General features: G+C 43.3%; 17 protein-coding genes. 12 read left to right on the top strand and 5 right to left on the bottom strand.

Features of this window, described 5'->3' with window-relative positions; translation table 11 throughout:
- The 6 genes from F6K51_RS06905 to F6K51_RS06880 all read left to right on the top strand — a co-directional run.
- Positions 1-681 (top strand): COP23 domain-containing protein (locus tag F6K51_RS06905; protein ID WP_293019110.1); only part of this gene is annotated, 681 nt, incomplete at its 5' end.
- 36 nt (positions 682-717) lie between these two features.
- A complete protein-coding gene (locus F6K51_RS06900; RefSeq protein WP_293019108.1) occupies positions 718-1332 on the top strand; it encodes a COP23 domain-containing protein in 615 nt (204 codons plus the stop codon).
- A 184-nt stretch (positions 1333-1516) separates the two neighbouring features.
- A complete protein-coding gene (locus F6K51_RS06895) occupies positions 1517-2887 on the top strand; it encodes a trypsin-like peptidase domain-containing protein (RefSeq protein WP_293019106.1) in 1371 nt (456 codons plus the stop codon).
- Between the two features lie 141 nt (positions 2888-3028).
- Positions 3029-4048, top strand: a complete 1020-nt coding sequence (locus F6K51_RS06890) for a serine protease (RefSeq protein WP_293019105.1) — start codon at positions 3029-3031, stop codon at positions 4046-4048.
- Between the two features lie 50 nt (positions 4049-4098).
- Complete coding sequence (locus F6K51_RS06885) at positions 4099-6033, top strand: iron uptake porin (protein WP_293019103.1); 1935 nt, start codon at positions 4099-4101, stop codon at positions 6031-6033.
- 13 nt (positions 6034-6046) lie between these two features.
- Positions 6047-6859, top strand: a complete 813-nt coding sequence (locus tag F6K51_RS06880; protein WP_293019101.1) for a hypothetical protein — start codon at positions 6047-6049, stop codon at positions 6857-6859.
- A gap of 125 nt (positions 6860-6984) precedes the next feature.
- Here F6K51_RS06880 and F6K51_RS06875 read toward each other — a convergent pair whose 3' ends face one another.
- The 3 genes from F6K51_RS06875 to F6K51_RS06865 form a co-directional block, all read right to left on the bottom strand.
- Positions 6985-7335 (bottom strand): ribulose bisphosphate carboxylase small subunit, encoded by a 351-nt coding sequence (locus tag F6K51_RS06875; protein WP_293019099.1) that lies wholly within the window; start codon positions 7333-7335, stop codon positions 6985-6987.
- 84 nt (positions 7336-7419) lie between these two features.
- A complete protein-coding gene (locus tag F6K51_RS06870) occupies positions 7420-7809 on the bottom strand; it encodes a chaperonin family protein RbcX (protein ID WP_070396895.1) in 390 nt (129 codons plus the stop codon).
- 81 nt (positions 7810-7890) lie between these two features.
- Positions 7891-9321: a form I ribulose bisphosphate carboxylase large subunit gene (locus F6K51_RS06865; protein ID WP_075902873.1), complete on the bottom strand. Its 1431-nt coding sequence runs from the start codon at positions 9319-9321 to the stop codon at positions 7891-7893.
- Positions 9322-9812: 491 nt separating this feature from the next.
- Here F6K51_RS06865 and F6K51_RS06860 point away from each other — a divergent pair, with 491 nt between their 5' ends.
- Positions 9813-10946 carry a two-component regulator propeller domain-containing protein gene (locus F6K51_RS06860; RefSeq protein ID WP_293019096.1) on the top strand — a complete coding sequence of 378 codons (1134 nt, stop codon included), beginning with the start codon at positions 9813-9815 and terminating at the stop codon, positions 10944-10946.
- Positions 10947-11148: 202 nt separating this feature from the next.
- Here F6K51_RS06860 and F6K51_RS06855 read toward each other — a convergent pair whose 3' ends face one another.
- Positions 11149-11874, bottom strand: coding sequence for a hypothetical protein (locus F6K51_RS06855; protein WP_293019094.1), 726 nt, complete (start codon positions 11872-11874; stop codon positions 11149-11151).
- A 107-nt stretch (positions 11875-11981) separates the two neighbouring features.
- Here F6K51_RS06855 and cobU point away from each other — a divergent pair, with 107 nt between their 5' ends.
- Positions 11982-12587, top strand: coding sequence for a bifunctional adenosylcobinamide kinase/adenosylcobinamide-phosphate guanylyltransferase (cobU, locus tag F6K51_RS06850; RefSeq protein ID WP_293019092.1), 606 nt, complete (start codon positions 11982-11984; stop codon positions 12585-12587).
- Positions 12588-12666: 79 nt separating this feature from the next.
- Positions 12667-13089: a hypothetical protein gene (locus F6K51_RS06845; protein ID WP_293019091.1), complete on the top strand. Its 423-nt coding sequence runs from the start codon at positions 12667-12669 to the stop codon at positions 13087-13089.
- 476 nt (positions 13090-13565) lie between these two features.
- On the opposite strand, the gene F6K51_RS38330 is transcribed toward F6K51_RS06845, so the two are convergent.
- Positions 13566-13799: a transposase gene (locus F6K51_RS38330; RefSeq protein WP_365939918.1), complete on the bottom strand. Its 234-nt coding sequence runs from the start codon at positions 13797-13799 to the stop codon at positions 13566-13568.
- A 445-nt stretch (positions 13800-14244) separates the two neighbouring features.
- Here F6K51_RS38330 and F6K51_RS06840 point away from each other — a divergent pair, with 445 nt between their 5' ends.
- From F6K51_RS06840 to F6K51_RS06830, 3 genes are all read left to right on the top strand, one after another.
- Complete coding sequence (locus F6K51_RS06840; RefSeq protein WP_293019090.1) at positions 14245-14676, top strand: hypothetical protein; 432 nt, start codon at positions 14245-14247, stop codon at positions 14674-14676.
- Between the two features lie 69 nt (positions 14677-14745).
- Complete coding sequence (locus tag F6K51_RS06835; RefSeq protein WP_293019089.1) at positions 14746-16068, top strand: hypothetical protein; 1323 nt, start codon at positions 14746-14748, stop codon at positions 16066-16068.
- A 60-nt stretch (positions 16069-16128) separates the two neighbouring features.
- A complete protein-coding gene (locus tag F6K51_RS06830; RefSeq protein ID WP_293019088.1) occupies positions 16129-17580 on the top strand; it encodes a hypothetical protein in 1452 nt (483 codons plus the stop codon).
- The last annotated feature ends 58 nt before the right edge of the window (positions 17581-17638 follow it).

Below are 17638 nucleotides of genomic sequence, written 5' to 3'. Positions count from 1 at the left end.
TTGCTGAAATCGATTGATCAGGAGGGAGTAGGAAAGCGAGAAAAATTTAAGGATGATAATACGGCTGAAACAGGAACTTGGAGAATCTTTGTGTCTTCAGTTGATAACAGCCAAGGAAACTATCGAGTTGTTCTCAAGCTAACGGATAGCAAGGGTAGAGTTATTTTACCGAATTCTCCATCCTCTGAGGGCGAAGTTGTCAGTGTAAATCCTCCAACTGTAAGGTTTGCCTGTAACTATAACAAAAACGATAACAGTTATGAAGCCATTGCTATTTCTATCGCTAGTGGACAAAAAACAGCCCCTATTTTTGTTTGGCGAGATTACAGATTTTATCAGAATTCATGGACACCAGAGCAACGCTGTTTTCATGTTACCAATAGGCTCAACAACTTTTATGCTCAAAATGGCTACCAATTAATAAAATTATATCTTACTAATGGTCGTCGTAATGGCTTGGATGTCCTCTGTGTTGTGAATAGTGAGAAACAGCGCTGTATGAGTGATGGCAGCAATCTACTGTTAACTTTTGGGGAAGAATATCAAGATATTTTGCCAATTCCAATTCCTCAGAATCCTGGTGATCCATATGTATTTAGATTAGGAGACTTTGTAGAAGAGTCTCTAACTTTAAATACCAGTCCTATCCAGTCTCCTAATCCTGTTGATCCTTTCAAATAAAAGTTTTGTGTTTTTTATTTGAATCAGTAATTTACCATGAAACTAAAATTTTTTGCTAAATATTTGCTTGCTAGTTTTGCCTTTTCTAGCTTTATTTCTCTAACAGGTACTTCTGTATTAGCTAAGACTCGAACAGCAAGATTTGTATGTGAGTACAACTCAAATACGGGTCTGTATGAAACAATTGCTGTTGCTGTTGGAACTGGAGAAAAAACACCACCACTGATTACTTGGCAAATAGATATAGCGCCAGACTGGCAACCTAAAGAACGTTGTGCAGTAGTTTCTCATAGGCTTGATGATGCCTATGTTCAATTTAACTATGAAATGAGGAAAATAATGCTAAAACCTGGTGTGCATAATAATCTTCCTATAATTTGCGTTACTCAAAATCCTCAATGGGACTGTCAAGGTGATGACATCCTGGTTACTATTTTACCTAACAATTCAAGAGAAGACCGTTCGGTAACAGAAAAATTGAACGAGGCAGGAAAAGCTCTTGAGGTTCTCTATAATCGTCTTCAGAATGTTGCCGACGTGACTCTACCACCGCTTCGCCAAAGTAATGGGCAAAAAGTTCTAAATCTTGGAGTGGCGATAGAAAGAATGTTCTATTCTACTACTAATCCTAGTAATGATATTTGGAAGTAGAAAGGCTACAAAAATTTCAGATAGGAAAAGTCTTGACTAGGGGTTGAACTAAACTAAAGTCACTCTTTCGGTTGAGTTTGGTTCAATCTCTGCTAATATTCCAGTTTTCATGCTTATGTCTTTTACTCAACTGCTAGTTACCAGTCTTAAACTGCTAGTTACCAGTCTTACCCTAGCCAGTTTGATGACTTCAACTAAGCAATCTGTATCTAGCATAATCAATTTTGAGTGTATTAATTCAGACAAAGGTTATGCCACTATTGCTGTTAGCCCAAGTGGTAAACAAACTAATAATCTAATTCATTGGAACTTTAGCGTCTTTGCTGACTCTTTTTCTAGTCAACAACAGTGCCAAGAAGTTACTAAACGATTAAACCTGATCGTAGCTAATCATGGAAAGAAAATGTCAGACTTGTTACTGACGACTGACTTTATCAACGGTAAAGAAGTTATTTGTTGGGTTTACGATTTTAAATACACTTGCAAAGGCGACGGTAGTAATTTATTGTTTGTTATTCCATCTGCTCAAGATCCAAAGATAGTTCTGAGACAGCTATTTGATATTCCTGATGATTTGTTATCAGTAGATGTTCCCTTGCGATATGCTCCTATTTATTTAAAGTTAGGAGCAACAATTGAAAGTCAATTAGCAGAATTAGACAATGTTAACTCCACTTCATTAATAGAAGTTACTTCTGAGGTTAAAAATCCTACCGATAAATTGGCTATTTATGATTCAACAATTGACGAATCCATACAAAAAAATGCTCTTCAAATAACTGTTCGTATTTTCACCAAGCTTGGAGCAGGTTCTGGAATTATTATAAAGCGTCAAGGACAAACTTATACTGTCTTAACTAATGCTCATGTAGCTGATGGCAGTTCTGATCAACAATATACAATTTTAACAGGAGATGGTCAGAGTCATCCAGCACGTCGGAAGACTCTTTCTAATTTTAAGGGCATTGATCTAGCTTTAGTAGAATTTATCAGTGATATCGACTACGAGGTTGCTGTTTTAAGGAATTCTGAAATCACGATTGGGGAACAGGTTTATGCCGTAGGATTTCCTAACTATATCTACAACTCAAAAGGCTCTATAGAAACTTTTGATTGGGGTTTAAAAGCATTTCATATAACAACAGGAACACTGGAAATGTTAATGTCAGAACCATCTTTACCTGAAGGTTATAAAATGGGTTACACTAATGAGGTCGAAGTAGGAATGAGTGGCGGCCCTGTTTTAGACTCTAAAGGTCAAGTTATTGGTCTGAATGGTCGAGGAAAATATCCGATTCAAGGAATAGAGATATTTGCTTTGACTGATGGCACATATCCTTCTCCTGAACTGTTTCATAAAATGAATGCTTTGAGTTGGGCAATTCCCATTAGTCTTTTTCAAGAAGGAACTAAAATATCTGGAAGTCTTACAGATATAAAAACTCAATCAGTTCAACCAAGCTCTATCCCAACTATCGACTCTTTTACAGCAGTTTTCAATTGGGTTAGGTACAAACTCCTAGGTTTTAGGGACTTCGGAACAGGGAAGAGGTAACAGGTAAAAAATCTTGTGTACCTCATAGTTATGAAAAACGCTGTATACAAGGAATCAACTTACCAACAGTAACAGTCGAAGCTGATGATTAACTTAGATTTACTTTCTAGGTTTTAGACCAATAAATGTGTGAGGACAACCATGAAGAAATTCTATAGACTTTTGCTCATATTACTAGGATTTTTTACAGCTTTATTTTTAATACTAATACCTAATTTTAAAGGTTTATCACAGACTCAAACTAAAGTACTGAGTCAAAATGAAATTGAAGCAATAGCAAAAATGACGGTGGTTTTTCATGCTCCAGTATTAGGTCGGACTAAGGAAGATTCTTTAAAAGACTTAGCAACCAAAAAATATCTAGAAGACAGAATAGGTTCAGGCGTTATTATCGCCAAACAAGATAATGTTTATTACGCTTTAACTAATGTTCACGTACTAGAGCCAAAATGTGGTGACCACTTAATAGCTAGAGACTCAAAAAAAATAAAAAGAAAAGAACAAGAAGGGATTCACATAATTCCTGAAAAACCTTATAATGGCTCTCAAGCCAAATGTGATCAAAATTTTAAATACTTTGGAAAATATGACTATGAAAAATCTGATTATATAGATGGTTTTGACTTAGCAATAATTAAGTTTACAAGTAAGCGAAATTACTTTACCATCTCAATAGATAATTTAGACAGTATTCAACAAGATGATAAAGTTTTTGTCTTTGGCTTTCCAATTCCTAAATTTCAAGAAAATCGTGATAGTGGTGATATTATAATAAAATCTACTTCTGGTACTGTAAAGTCGTTGTATGATCCTAAACCAAATGGAGGCTACGATTTTGCTTATACAAATCCAACAGTCCAAGGTATGAGCGGTGGACTTGTACTTAATGAGCAAGGTTATTTAGTAGGTATTCATGCGGCAGGAATTACAAAGAATCCAAAAGATGGGGGCCAAGGAATCAGAATTAAGCACTTTCTTGATATCATTGGTCAAGGCAATTCACTTATCAGCCTATCAGACTTAAACTTTGACCCACCTAGTCAGGAGTTGATTGATGAGGGGAAAGAAAATGATGGTGTTATTGAGAATATTGATGAGATTTTATTCTTATGTCCTGAAATTGAAAATAAAACACCATCATTTATGGAGACAGAAAGATAAAGTTTGGAATCAACCGATATTTTACCTTTTTTCAGTGTGCAGGAGTGACCATGAAAACTCAAAAACTCTTACTCCTTTTCCTATCAGGAGTAACCGGATTGCTATTAACTGCCCCCAAAACCTGGGCACTAACCGACAATTTACAACCTGGAAGCTGGTCTTACGAAGCCTTGAGAGAACTAGTTGAATTTTCTGGCTGTACCACGGACAAGAGCGCCTTTGTAAACAATGAAGCCTTAACCCGTTCTGAATTTGCTGCTATCTTAAGTGCTTGTCAACAGCATATCGCCCAAACTTATAGCGCCGTATCAGAAGACGCAGTTATTCAACATCACCGAGCCAGACTAGAACGACTGCTTAAGGATTTTGATGCAGAACTGGGTATAGTCTTATTAGACAAGATCGAGAGTGTTAATACAACAACAACAACCAACCCAGTCAGTCCCAGGGTTGATCAACTCAGCGAAGCCACATCAACAGTTCCAGAACTACCAGAACAATCAACATCCCTGGAACCATCACCTGAAATTGATGGCACAGCCATGACTCAGGTAACCAATATTGTCCAACTCCAAGATGTGCAACCGGGGGACTGGGCATTTGAAGCACTACGAAATTTAATAGAACGCTATGGTTGTATTGCCGGATACCAAGATAGGACTTTTCAAGGCAACCGAGCCTTAACTCGCTATGAATTTGCCGCAGGTTTGAACGCCTGTATGGAACAGATTGAGAGACTGGTTGCGGTTGAAAGTGCTAATCGTATTTCTGAAGAAGATTTAGCCACATTACAACAATTAGCTAATCAATTTGACCCAGAATTAGCCCAACTAAAAACACGGGTAGATAACCTAGACAGTCGAGTTGCTTTCCTAGAGGAGCATCAGTTTTCCACCACTGTCAAATTTGGAGGAGAAGTTATTTTTGGCCTAGCTGCTGCTGAAGGAGGCAATCCACCAGGCACAGGAGATGCTAACACTGTTCTTAATTATCTTGCCCGCATTGGAACTGTTGCTTCATTCACAGGCAGAGATCGTCTGCGTATTGTTTTAGCTTCCGGTAATTTCGATGATGGTGGTTTTGCCAACCCCAATGTACTCAATACTTTTGCCGCCTTACTGTCTTACCAAGACGATCTCGATAATGATGTGGTTTTAGATAGCTTAGAATACCGCTTTGCCATTAGTGACCGAGTTGTCTTTACTATAAAACCAGTCGGTTTTAGTTTAGGTAGTGTCCTTACTGCTAACAGTCCCTTCTTGGATGTGGGTATAGGTTCTATCTCTCGTTTCGGCGAAGCCAGTCCACTTTTCAAAATTGGCGCTCTCGATGCGGGGGTTGGTTTAGACTGGTTTGTAGCAGATCCACTCCGTTTACAAGTTGCTTACGGAGCCCGGAATAGCAGTAGCCCTAGTGAGGGTTTTATTAGTCCAGATCATAGTGCTTTAGGAGTGCAATTATTGTTTACCCCAGGCAATAACATAGCGGCTGGACTACACTATATTAATGCCTACGCCAATGATGGTCAGTTAAATACTTTCGCAGGTAGCTTTAACGCTGATACTTCTAGTCTACTGCTTCAAGAAACTCAGACCCATGCTGTGGGCGGTAGTTTACAGTGGCGTTTTACTGATAACCTTACCTTTGCGGGTTGGGGAGGATATACCTTCACTAATGCTTTGGCATCAGATGATTTTGCTAATGCCAGCACTTACTTGCTGTCCTTAGCCTTTTCAGATCCTTTTGGTCAAGAAGGAAGTTTACTAGGCTTAATCATTGGTCAACCTCTAAAATTAGAGAACGGCAATGGTTTACTTTTAGGAGAAGATAACGCCACTTCAATTCACTATGAAATTTTCTATCGCCACAAATTTAGCAACAATATCTATATTACTCCAGGATTTTTTATGGTTACTGATCCTGGACATATAGAAGAAAACAACGATATTTATATTGGTGTACTCCGTGCCACTTTTCGTTTCTAAAACAGGATAGCTTATGTTAAAACTGCACAAATATTCTTGGCAATTTATTCGACAAGCTTTTTTAGTCGGAATATGCTTTTACGGTTTCAATAGTACTTTGGGCAATATTGTCAAAGCAGACGAGGTACACAGCAATAACCGAACTTGTACCAACAATAGAGTTGCTCAAGCTGACTCAACCAACCCTTCTGAAACAGAACAATCACAACCACCAGAAGGAATAATAGACATAGACTGTCGTCGGGATATCCGAAAAATCAAAGCTTTCTTACAAAATGCTCTCAATGGAGTCAGTGACCCTCTGCTTGATCGAGGAAGCACAGATACCCAAATTGGCACTGCCTTAAGACCAGGTATCAATGCTGATGCCATTCTTAATGTTAATACCTCTGCTGGTGGTGTAACTATTCTGGGCTCTTCACCAGGTTTTGTCTCTGCTGGTCGTGCACCTATGATGATCAGTTTTCCGGGTCAGCTTGATGCTCTAGGAAACTTTACTTTTAATGTTATGGACCCTGTCGTTTCGTCGTCCATGGGTGGGGCTCATATTGGTGGGTTGCCCGATTCTGTGTTTACTTTCAACGTTGGAACTACAGAATTTACTGCTAACCAATCCTTGGATGTCAGAAACAACTTTGTCAGAGCAATTTCAGAATCACCAGACGAAAACCAAACAGTATTCCGGATGCTTGGTATTGTCATCAATCCTGATGATTCCTCTAGCGTTACTTCTGCTGGAGTTACTCCTGAGAGTGTTCCTACCGGTCAAGTGCCAATAATTTCTCTTCCTGGAGGTGTGATGAGAGGTTCTATGCCAGATCGATAATCAGGGTAAGCGCCAGAAAAATCGCCAATTCTTAATTGTTAATTGCCATTCTTATTATGACAGCCCCCCGATCAAGCTCGGGGGGCTAATAATAATATTTCAGGCAAGCATCAATGCCTTAGCCTTTAGTAGTAACGGCTGCGGCTAACACCGTCATTGGGCTTGTGAATGATGAAGCTGAGAACTTGGCACTGCTTAACGTTATCAAAACCTACAACTCGGATATAGCACTCGCGGTATTCAGAGCGACACTCATCCACTTCAGCTAGCACATCTTTAGGTGAGGTAGCCTTGAACAAAGGCAGTTTCCATAATGTCCAGTAGTAAGTCTCTGGTTCAGAGGTTTCGTTGAACTCAATCGCAGGGATGTAACCTTCCGCTAAGATGTACTCCACTTGCCGCATAATCTGAGCGTCACTCAGGGGGGGTAAGTAGGAAAGGGTTTCGTAACGACGCTCTTTTGGTAATGTTTTCATAGATTTTGATTCTTTGTTTGATTCTCTGTTGAAGTATAGGTATGAAATTTGGGGGATAGCAGGTAACGTCTTCGGTTGAACCAATTAGGTGTCCGAATCAGTTTTCTGCTCAGAATTAGTTGGGTTATCTGGAAGAGTGAATTGCGTGATGCGTTCAAGATGCTGACGCCGATGTTCTATATTCGACTGCTGGATACTGGTGCAAACCATTTCAGGTAAGAACTCGGCCACTTCGTCTGCGATATGTTGCCGCACAGTCATAATCCGCAACGCTAATTCAGGTTTAGCCCGCAGTAATTCCTCAAGATAAGCGTCTCCATCTTGGATACTTTGTTGTGAGGAAAAAGACTGTAGCCAAAGCGCTCGGGGAGGGTCGGTTTCTCTTAACTGGTTTACCACTGTCCGCAGTGCTTGATAGGTCATATAGCTAGCCAGCACCTTGGCTGTATCTTTCGCAACTCGTTTTAAATCCATGGTTGAACCCAGTCTTTTAGAAAAAGTTATGAAGTCTAAAGTATGACGTTTCATACTTCAAACTTCACACCTCAAACTGCATCAGACGGTATCCATTGCCTCGAACTCGAACTTGATTTCCTTCCACAGTTCGCAAGCAACTGCCAACTCAGGACTCCACTTAGCAGCTTCCCGGATAATGTCACCACCTTCACGCATCAGGTTACGACCTTCGTTACGAGCTTGGATACAAGCTTCTAGAGCTACCCGGTTTGCAGTAGCACCAGGAGCATTACCCCATGGGTGACCTAGAGTACCACCACCGAATTGTAGGCAGGAATCATCACCAAAGATTTCTACTAGCGCAGGCATGTGCCAAACGTGAATACCACCAGAAGCCACTGGCATTACACCAGGCATGGAAGCCCAGTCTTGAGTGAAGTAAATACCCCGTTCGCGGTCTTGCTCAATGTGGTCTTCCCGCATCAGGTCAACGAAGCCCATGGTGATACCTTTTTCACCTTCAAGCTTACCGACTACAGTACCGGAGTGGAGGTGGTCACCACCGGACATGCGTAAGCACTTAGCCAAGACGCGGAAGTGCATACCGTGGTGTTTCTGACGGTCAATCACAGCGTGCATAGCGCGGTGGATGTGCAGCAGAACCCCATTATCACGGCACCAACGAGCCAGAGTGGTGTTGGCGGTAAAGCCACCAGTGAGGTAGTCGTGCATGATGATGGGCATGTCCAGGGACTTAGCAAACTCAGCCCGCTTCATCATCTCCTCACAGGTGGGAGCAGTGACGTTGAGGTAGTGACCTTTGATTTCCCCAGTTTCAGCTTGGGATTTGTGGATTGCTTCTGCTACGAACAGGAAGCGATCGCGCCAGCGCATGAAGGGCTGGGAGTTAATGTTTTCGTCGTCTTTGGTGAAGTCCAGACCACCGCGCAAGCACTCATATACTGCACGACCGTAGTTCTTAGCGGATAGACCTAGCTTGGGCTTAATGGTACAACCAAGCAAAGGACGACCATACTTATTCAGCTTGTCCCGCTCTACAACAATTCCGTGGGGAGGTCCTTGGAAGGTCTTGAGGTAAGCAATGGGAATCCGCAAGTCTTCTAAGCGCAGTGCTCGCAGAGCTTTGAAACCAAACACGTTACCCACGATGGAGGTCAGCATGTTGGTGACTGAGCCTTCTTCAAACAGATCCAGTGGGTAGGCAATAAAGCAGATGAACTGGTTGTCTTCCCCACGTACTGGTTCGATGTCGTAGCAACGACCTTTGTAACGGTCTAGGTCAGTCAGCAAGTCAGTCCAAACTGTTGTCCAGGTACCCGTAGAAGACTCAGCTGCAACCGCTGCACCGGCTTCTTCCGGAGGTACACCAGGCTGCGGTGTTACGCGAAACGCTGCCAAAATATCCGTATCTTTTGGAGTATAATCTGGCGTATAATAGGTTAATTTATAGTCTTTTACACCGGCATCGTAGCCAGCTTTTGTCTGAGTACTGGTTGATGAGTAAGACATGCGTTGCTTCCTTAGGAACTACTGAATGTTGCTATCGCTAGAATAGATTTTCTTTTCTTAGTGTTGTGTGTTGCTCCTAGCTAAGAGAACAAACAACCCATCTAGGCTTGTTTTCTAAGCCTGAAGAAGGGCACAACACCGATTCCACAATCACCTGTTTGTGGCTAATGTTGGGGATTACCTGTAGCTTTACTTACTAACCCGACCGCTCCGCTGATTGGTCCAGGGTTGCTAGTGGGTCAAGTCGCTAAGGCAATTCAGAATTTCTTAATCATTTTGAAATATACCAGGTAATTGGATCACTTGAACCTCAAATATTCTTTAGGAATGTATCAGCTCCTCTTATAACGTCACTAAATGTAAATATTTATCACATTTTTGTAACAAAAACGATAAAATTGACTATAATAGGTTCCTTGACAAGGTTGGGCAGCGGGGCTTGTGACAGTAATTCCTGATCAACAAAAGACTTAATCAAGATGCTGAAAATAATGGCATGCTTAACTAACCGTATCGGCCTGGTAGTCAGTGCTACACTGCTGGGGCAAATCTTACCTGTGTCAATCCCAGACAGTGAGCCAAACAACTATTTATCATATTTTTCAACAGCGATCGCTCAGACACAGTTATCCACTAACTCGGTAAATAAAGAGGTATCCCCCCCCACCTCCGGGGGAAACCCTCCGCCGCCCACTAGACCTTTGCCTGATCAACGCCTCAGGCAAGAAACCCAGCCCCTGCCAGCGGATTTTCGGGTGTCTGCGTTGCAACCGGATTTTACTGGTGAGCTTTGGGTGGGCTCTTGGCTAGGATTAACTAGAATTGACCCCAATACTGGAAAAATCCGCACTCGCCTCAGTCTCCCCAATTACACTGTTGGTGCTATAACTCAAGACCGGGTAGGGCGGATTTGGGTAGGAACCTATGAAGGACTATTGCGTATAGACCCTCGTAATAATGAAATTAATGCCCAAAACTTTACCTTACCGTCTAATAATGTGTTGTCCCTGTTGATTGACACTCGTGGCTATCTTTGGGTGGGAAGCGATCGCGGTCTGGCTCTGATTAGCCCTGACCAGGGATTGTTGATGACAACGTTACAAAAATTACCCGGTGTCAGTGCCAATGCTTTGACTCTAGATGAAGAGGGTCAGCTGTGGGTGGGGACTCTAGAAGGGCTAGTGCGAGTCGATACTGCTAGTGCTTTTGTAATTGCTCGCATCAAGGATTTACCAGGAAACACCGTGCAAACCTTGACCCGAGGACCGGAGGGAATGCTATGGGCTGGCACTCCTAATAGTTTACTGGTGATTAACCCAGACACTTACGAAGTGTTCAGGTCTGTAACTCCCCTAAGAGGACGTAATGTCACTGCTGTGCAGTTTGATCTAGATGGTAATGTTTGGGTTGGTACGGATAATGGCTTATTTAAAATTAAACGAGACAGTGGAGAAGTGTTGGCTAAACTAGGCAAGCTACCCTCTAGTCGTATTCTGGCATTAGCTCCTAATACTGGTAACAAGTTGTGGATCGGAACTTCGGAAGGACTAGCTTGGGTGAGCATGAGTACAGGTCGCATCGAACCCCATTTGGGCTTTGTTAGAGAGATTCCAGGTAGTTTTTAGCTTGGGAAGCATCGGCTCTAATTGAGTAAACCCTAAGTGAGTGCGATCGCGTTCGCGCAGCGTCGGCTTTGCCGAAAGCGTGACCTACGGTCAATCGCTTTTAGCGGAAGCTTCGGCTTTGCCGAAAGCGTGACCATTCGCGCAGCGTGGCCTTTTGGCCAAGGTCAATCGCAAAAATTGACGGTCCGATCAGCAGCTTTGATTAAGGTCTATTCAGCTGAGAGTGCATCACAGTTAATGTTTCTGCTAGTTGGCTGAGGCGATCTTCGAGGTATTTTTTCCGAATTAACAGTTGTCGCAGTTTTTGATAACGAGCGATTGCCATGCTCACACTGGGAACCTGATCTGCTGGACAAGACCTTGACCAAGATTGACCCTGCTCATCCAAGCCACAAAGACGGTAACCAGTACGAGGAGATTGATACGTAACATTAGTATTCGATACCTCAACCCCTTCATCCACATAGTCCATCATCCGGTCACCATGGGCTAGTCTTACGGTTCCTATGGCATCTTGGGGTTGACTCGCTTGAGACTCTAACCAGCCATCAACAATTGGTCCTTCTAAGTATAGGTCTTGAATTTGCCGGAGGATTTTGTGCAGTTCCTGCTGCCAACCCAGAACAATTCCCTCAATGTCTTGCAACAGATTCATGGCCAAAGCTGGGTTAGCACCATGGCGATGGTTTCCCAGTTTAGGGTATTTCAATCTAGGCAGAGTCGGTATCTTCTGTTCATCCTGGCGAGTAGGGAACGGTTGTACTGCCATAGAGAAAGAAGGTTCCTTTTTATTTCTACGACTTACTACACCTGCTTGTTGGTGATTAGTTTGATCAGCCACAGCTGGGGATGGTTTTGATGAATCAGTGGCACTAGCTTTTGCTAACTGATTTAGTGTTGTCTCGATCCGTCGCAATTTTGATTTCATGAAGACTGATTTGAGTAAATATAGTTGATTTCAAGGGGGAAGATGCCCATTATTGAACTATAAGCTTTATTAATTTTCGCGCAATGGCAATATAAGTCCCAATAGCCTTGAATAGTACCAAATTTACCAGTACCAAATTTACCAGTAATTTAATTTTAGTCACCGGGCCATCCAGGTCTGGCAAAAGCGAGTGGGCAGAAACCCTGGCGATGCAGACTGGGAAATCGGTAATATACGTCGCTACTGCCACAACCAACCCGGATGATCTAGAGTGGCTGGCCCGGATTGAAAAACATCAGCAGCGACGCCCCAGTTCCTGGACAACTCTTTTGGTACCACTGGACTTGGCAGCAACAATTACCAACTATTCTGACATCAATCACTGCCTGCTAGTCGATTCTCTAGGAACCTGGGTTGCCAATTGCCTAGAACAGAATGATACCGTTTGGCACCAAACGTTACAAAGCTTATGGAATAGTTTGACCAAGGTTAAAGGTTCTGTAATTTTTGTTGCAGAAGAGGCTGGCTGGGGAGTGGTTCCAGCTTATCCTATGGGTAGGGCGTTTCGCGATCGCTTGGGAAATGTGGTGCGTCATTTGGGGCACTTGGCTAACCCAGTCTACTTAGTCACCGGTGGTCATGTGCTTAATCTCAGTACTTTGGGTCAACCATTACCCTATAATGGTACTGTTGGCCAATCACCTCAAACCTAATCCAATCCATGGCAAGAGGGGGAAGAGACCAGCAGTGGGGATTAAAAATAACTCCTAACAAATAACTACTAACAAAGCCATGGCATCTGAACAACAAGTCAAACGCTATCTCACCTACTGGTTCCAGTTAGGCAAAAAAGTTGTGATGCACAATGGTTTTTTAGCTATGCAGCCACAATCATTAACAAATGGCAAGCACTACAGCCAAGAATTTGAAACGATTTGGCAGCTAGCTATTTCACCAGAGACTGGTGATTGTTACCTGGAAGGAACTGATGAAACAATTGCGGATTTATTAACACCCAAGTGGGATATACTGCCTTGTTCCCGTTGTGATATGCCTGTACCCATTAAAACCGCTGGCATACCACCAACCTGTTGTCCCTGTTTTGATTTACCCACATGGCCCAACACAGAATTGCCAGCACCACGAGATCCAGTGTGTAGTCAAACCAAACTAAGAGGGATTTGCGATCGCTTAAACAAAATTACTGAGAACTGAATTATTTAAGAGAGTAGAAAAGAAATAAAATACCAGTTTTTAGCTTGTAGGGTTGGCAACAAAAAGTGGCTATCCTATGTGTGGTGATGATAAATTAGTATAAAATAATCGCGCTCAGGGCTTAATAAGTAAGGCTTTGAGTAATTTAAAAATGCAATTTTAATAAAAGCGATGCAGCGCGGTCTTGGGGGTTTCCCCCGGAGACAAAACCTTAGATAGTGGAGCCTTTATAGTTAGCAGGTTATGCAGAAAAGGGTTAAATATTTTTTAATAAGGCGACCCTATCTTACGGTAAATTCAAACCATGAGCGACTGCATCAAGACAATGTATTTTTAGTTTATTGAATCCCTTGCTATTTAAGGGGTTAAGCTTCATTTAAACTACTATTAAACTACTAATTTAATATCATCAGTCTAGGAGAGCCGAAAATCTGAGCTGTACCCAAGTTATTTATAATAATATGGAATCCGTTTAATTAGACAATGCAAGTTGTCAATGACGGCCACCAATGGAATTGAGTCAACCTCCTAAGTATTTGAGGTTGCTTGATGAGTTGACGACAAAGCTGGAAAATTGCTTCTTCCAATGCTTCTATCGTCTCAAATACCCGATTGATGAGCGCCTGATCTAGAAGAGGCCATAACCGCTCTGCTGGCTGTAACTCAGGAGAGTAAGGGGGTAAAAACTCTAAAAATAAACCTTTGGGAATTTCGAGCTTCTTGGTGGTGTGCCACCGGGCTTAGGTTTTGGACTAGCAAGGCAGGGTGCTGTTTATCAATCCCTTGAGCAGCAGCTTTCTTCGGCTAGGATTCGGTTCATAATCTCGGTATTAACTCGCATTATTAATCCACCATTCGCTTTCCCCACTACACCGGTTCGACTTCTCCGTAGACGTATTGACAAAATTCATTCGCTTTTAAATTGTCAGTCATGGGTTGCCGTTCTGATTAAGTTTTTAAACACAGAAAAACAACACCACCCCATAAACAGGATGAATGTATTAAATTAAAAGTTAGGGGTGAGATACCACAGAACTCCAACCAAGGATATAGCAATTCTCAGAGAAACTCGCTTCTTTAGCCCACCCCGTTTCTGAAACCGACAAACCGATACCTGTCTAACCCATTCAATCACCAATAAGGAAGATTCTAGAGATGACCATGACGACAGCAGACCTTCAGAAATTATCTCCGGCCGAGTTGGATCAGCTGTATCAGCGCAGTCCCATGGGTGACATCCCCAATGGAGAAGGGAAAGGCACTGTCTTATTTTTGACAAGCCTGCCTACAGGCAATATCTGCTCTGGCTTAGTCAAGTTATTAGCCTGGCAGGGGAAGGTATTTTATCGAGATCAGGGCTTCTTACTCAATCGTGTCAGCCTATTTAGTATCCAGATGATCAAAGCCAAAGTTGATCCCGGCGAGAGCTGGTTCACCCAGGGAGAAGCCACGATTTTGGACTATTCCAAAACATCGTTTGTGGCCCAAAAAATTCGCGATGAAATTCGGGAGGTTTCTCCTGGTCTTTATCTGGGTCAAACCTACTGGGACACAACCCGGGTGTTGTGTTTCTCCCTGGAATTTTAATCGCCCAAATGGTCTCTAGGCTGGCCAATAACCTGACTAGAGAAGAGATCCCCCTATCGGTACAGGTGTATGACCTACCAAGAAACCCTCACCGTAATCGCTCCAATTAAGGCTGACCAGATGGACTGCCTGAGGGAAGTGCTCCAGTCCATCCAGCAAAACGTCGGGCATAACGACCTGATTCCCTTTGCTCAGTTTCCGCAGGTTCATTTCGCCAGGTTTGTCATCCTGGAGGCGGTTAAAGATCCCCTACTAGGCATCACAATTCCGCCCAGTCTGGCCTTCTCAAATTGCCTTGAAGCTCCTCTGAAGGAGTATGTGCGCTCACTAGCGGAGCAGGGTGGTTATGGGTTGGATCGAATTTTTAGCCACTGCGAAGGCTATCCCTCCCCCCAGCGGCTCACTGTCAGCAGCCGGATCGCCTACCTGCAGAAACACCGGGTCAATACTCAGACCTTCTATGTGAACACCATAGGTCGCACAGTACAACAGGTTCGCCAGGAAGCCGACTTGCACGACAAGATCGAGCTCTTTCTAGATCGCTACCAGCACCAGCAAGGAGCTGACGGTTCCGATGTGGATACGGTTCGTCGGGCCATTCAGAACTTTGTGAAGCAAGATCCCTCCCTCTCCTGGGCTCTGACTCCGGCAGTACCCCCCGATCTAGGGTGGCAGATTCGAGACAAGCTGCATCTGATCGTTGGCTTGTTCTTAATCCTGCTGCTAGGATTGGCCTTCTTGCCAATCTCCCCCCTATTCGTTGCAATTTTGCGCTGGAAAGAGGAAACAGCTCCTCATCCTAGGCAGGATCCAAAATTTAGACTAAGTCAGTTTCATCGCCTTCACCTTGCCCAAGATGAAGACTTTTTTAGTCAAAATCAATTCAGTGTGGTGGGTTTTGTCAAACCGGGTTGGTTCCGCTACATCACCCTGAGGGTCATTCTTTGGCTGGCTAATTTTGCCACTCGTCACGTCTTTAACAACGGTGATTTGGGAACGGTTCCTCTGCTCAATCTATATGGGGTAGACACCATTCACTTCGCCCGCTGGGTGGTGATTGATCAAGGCCGACGGGTGCTGTTTATGAGCAACTACGATTTCAACTTAGAAGACTATATGAATGACTTCATCAACAAATTAGCCTGGGGATTAAACATAATCTTTGGTCACGGGGTGGATTATCCCAAAACCAGTTGGCTGGTAAAGGGTGGTGCTAGAGATGAACAAATTTATAAAGCTGTCCTTCGCAAGTATCAGATTCGCAGCCAGGTTTGGTATGCGGCCTATCCCAATCTTTCAGCGGTCAACATCAGCAACAATGCCCAGATTCGAGCTGGACTGTTCCAACCTTTAGACACTGCTCAACAGCAAGCATGGCTGTCTCGGTTCTGAGTTAAATTGCCCCTCTTTTATAGCTGCTATGTCCTATTAACGAGTACTCCAGGAAGCCCTATGTCTCACCTTGAACTTCAGGATATTCAAAGCATTATCGCCAGTGGCTGCGGTAATCTCAAAGCTGCTGCCTATGTCCTACTACACATCCAGGACGCCCCTCTAGCTAGACAGTGGCTGAGCAATTTGGTAGATCGAGTGCAAACCAGCCAGGATCCCCCCTCCGATCTCTGCCTAAATATTGCCTTTACTTACGAAGGATTAACCACTTTAGGTTTGCATCAAAGCACCCTCAGCACTTTCCCCACAGAGTTTAAGGAAGGCATGACTGAAGCTAATCGCAGTCGTATTCTTGGCGATCATGAGGACAGTGAAAATGATCCGAAATTATGGGTTTGGGGGGGAACGAATCCGCAGCAGACGAGAGTGCACATCCTCCTGCTCCTATATGCCACTGATGATGAGCAATTGGATGAATTTTGTACCACACTGGTCGATCAGTTGCCCAAAGGTGGGGTTGAGTTTATTCTGAAATTGGATACTTTAACCCTCAAAGACGAAGCAGGGAGATTTCGAGAACACTTTGGTTTTCAAGATGGGATTAGTCAACCTATTATTGAAGGTCTTAACCGGGTCGGGTCACCCGATAATACTATCAAAGCGGGAGAATTTATCCTAGGCTATACCAATGAATACAATTTGCTAACAGAAAGTCCCAGGGTAAAACCTGATCTCGATCCTCACAATATTCTGCCGTCTGGTGAATTTGGCTTCCATGATCTGGGTCGCAATGGTAGTTACCTGGTCTTCCGACATCTGAGCCAAAAAGTTGAGGAATTTTGGCGTTTTCTAGAGGAAGTCACCCAAAATCCTGACGGCTCCAGTAACCCTGAGGAGCGTCTCAAACTCGCCGCTAAAATGGTTGGTCGCTGGCCTAGCGGTACCTCCCTGGTGCAGTCCCCAGATCGAGATGACCCGAACGTTATCGATAAGAATGATTTTGCTTACCACCATGTAGATGCTCAGGGTTTTCGGTGTCCCTTTGGTGCCCATATCCGCCGCTCCAACCCCCGAGACTCCTTAGACCCGGCTCCAGGCACTGAGAGATCTATAGCCATCAACAAAACCCATCGGCTGCTCCGCCGGGGTCGAACCTATGGAGAACCGATCAGTCCATCGTTTGATCCAGAAGCCATCCTCAATAACCCCAACCCAGGGGAGCGAGGCATCCATTTCATCTGTATTAATGCCAATATCAATCGGCAGTTTGAGTTTATACAGCATACTTGGGTCAACAATCCAAAATTTAACGGTCTCTATGAGGAGACAGACCCTTTGGTGGGCGATCGCCACCCTGGAAAAATGGGAAAGACCGATATTTTCACAATTCCAGGAAAACCGATTAGAAAACGGATTAAAAATTTACCGCAATTTGTAGTCGTTCGGGGAGGCGCTTACTTTTTATTACCTGGCATCAAAGCTATCCGGTATCTGGCATCGATTTCAGAGTAAATGCTCAAAATGACCAAGCAATAGAACTTAATTCATAAAATCAGATTTTGTGAAGGAT

Origin of the sequence: Moorena sp. SIO3I8, from assembly GCF_010692325.1 — a bacterium.
Lineage (GTDB): Bacteria > Cyanobacteriota > Cyanobacteriia > Cyanobacteriales > Coleofasciculaceae > Moorena.
This window is presented reverse-complemented; position numbering and strand designations above follow the sequence as displayed.

Excerpts from the sequence above, each read along its gene's own strand:
- F6K51_RS06900 (WP_293019108.1), top strand. The coding sequence starts at position 718 with ATGAAACTAAAATTTTTTGCTAAATATTTGCTTGCTAGTTTTGCCTTT.
- F6K51_RS06895 (WP_293019106.1), top strand. The coding sequence starts at position 1,517 with ATGACTTCAACTAAGCAATCTGTATCTAGCATAATCAATTTTGAGTGT.
- F6K51_RS06890 (WP_293019105.1), top strand. The coding sequence starts at position 3,029 with ATGAAGAAATTCTATAGACTTTTGCTCATATTACTAGGATTTTTTACA.
- F6K51_RS06885 (WP_293019103.1), top strand. The coding sequence starts at position 4,099 with ATGAAAACTCAAAAACTCTTACTCCTTTTCCTATCAGGAGTAACCGGA.
- F6K51_RS06880 (WP_293019101.1), top strand. The coding sequence starts at position 6,047 with ATGTTAAAACTGCACAAATATTCTTGGCAATTTATTCGACAAGCTTTT.
- F6K51_RS06875 (WP_293019099.1), bottom strand. The coding sequence starts at position 7,335 with ATGAAAACATTACCAAAAGAGCGTCGTTACGAAACCCTTTCCTACTTA.
- F6K51_RS06870 (WP_070396895.1), bottom strand. The coding sequence starts at position 7,809 with ATGGATTTAAAACGAGTTGCGAAAGATACAGCCAAGGTGCTGGCTAGC.
- F6K51_RS06865 (WP_075902873.1), bottom strand. The coding sequence starts at position 9,321 with ATGTCTTACTCATCAACCAGTACTCAGACAAAAGCTGGCTACGATGCC.
- F6K51_RS06860 (WP_293019096.1), top strand. The coding sequence starts at position 9,813 with ATGGCATGCTTAACTAACCGTATCGGCCTGGTAGTCAGTGCTACACTG.
- F6K51_RS06855 (WP_293019094.1), bottom strand. The coding sequence starts at position 11,874 with ATGAAATCAAAATTGCGACGGATCGAGACAACACTAAATCAGTTAGCA.
- F6K51_RS06845 (WP_293019091.1), top strand. The coding sequence starts at position 12,667 with ATGGCATCTGAACAACAAGTCAAACGCTATCTCACCTACTGGTTCCAG.
- F6K51_RS06840 (WP_293019090.1), top strand. The coding sequence starts at position 14,245 with ATGACCATGACGACAGCAGACCTTCAGAAATTATCTCCGGCCGAGTTG.
- F6K51_RS06835 (WP_293019089.1), top strand. The coding sequence starts at position 14,746 with ATGACCTACCAAGAAACCCTCACCGTAATCGCTCCAATTAAGGCTGAC.
- F6K51_RS06830 (WP_293019088.1), top strand. The coding sequence starts at position 16,129 with ATGTCTCACCTTGAACTTCAGGATATTCAAAGCATTATCGCCAGTGGC.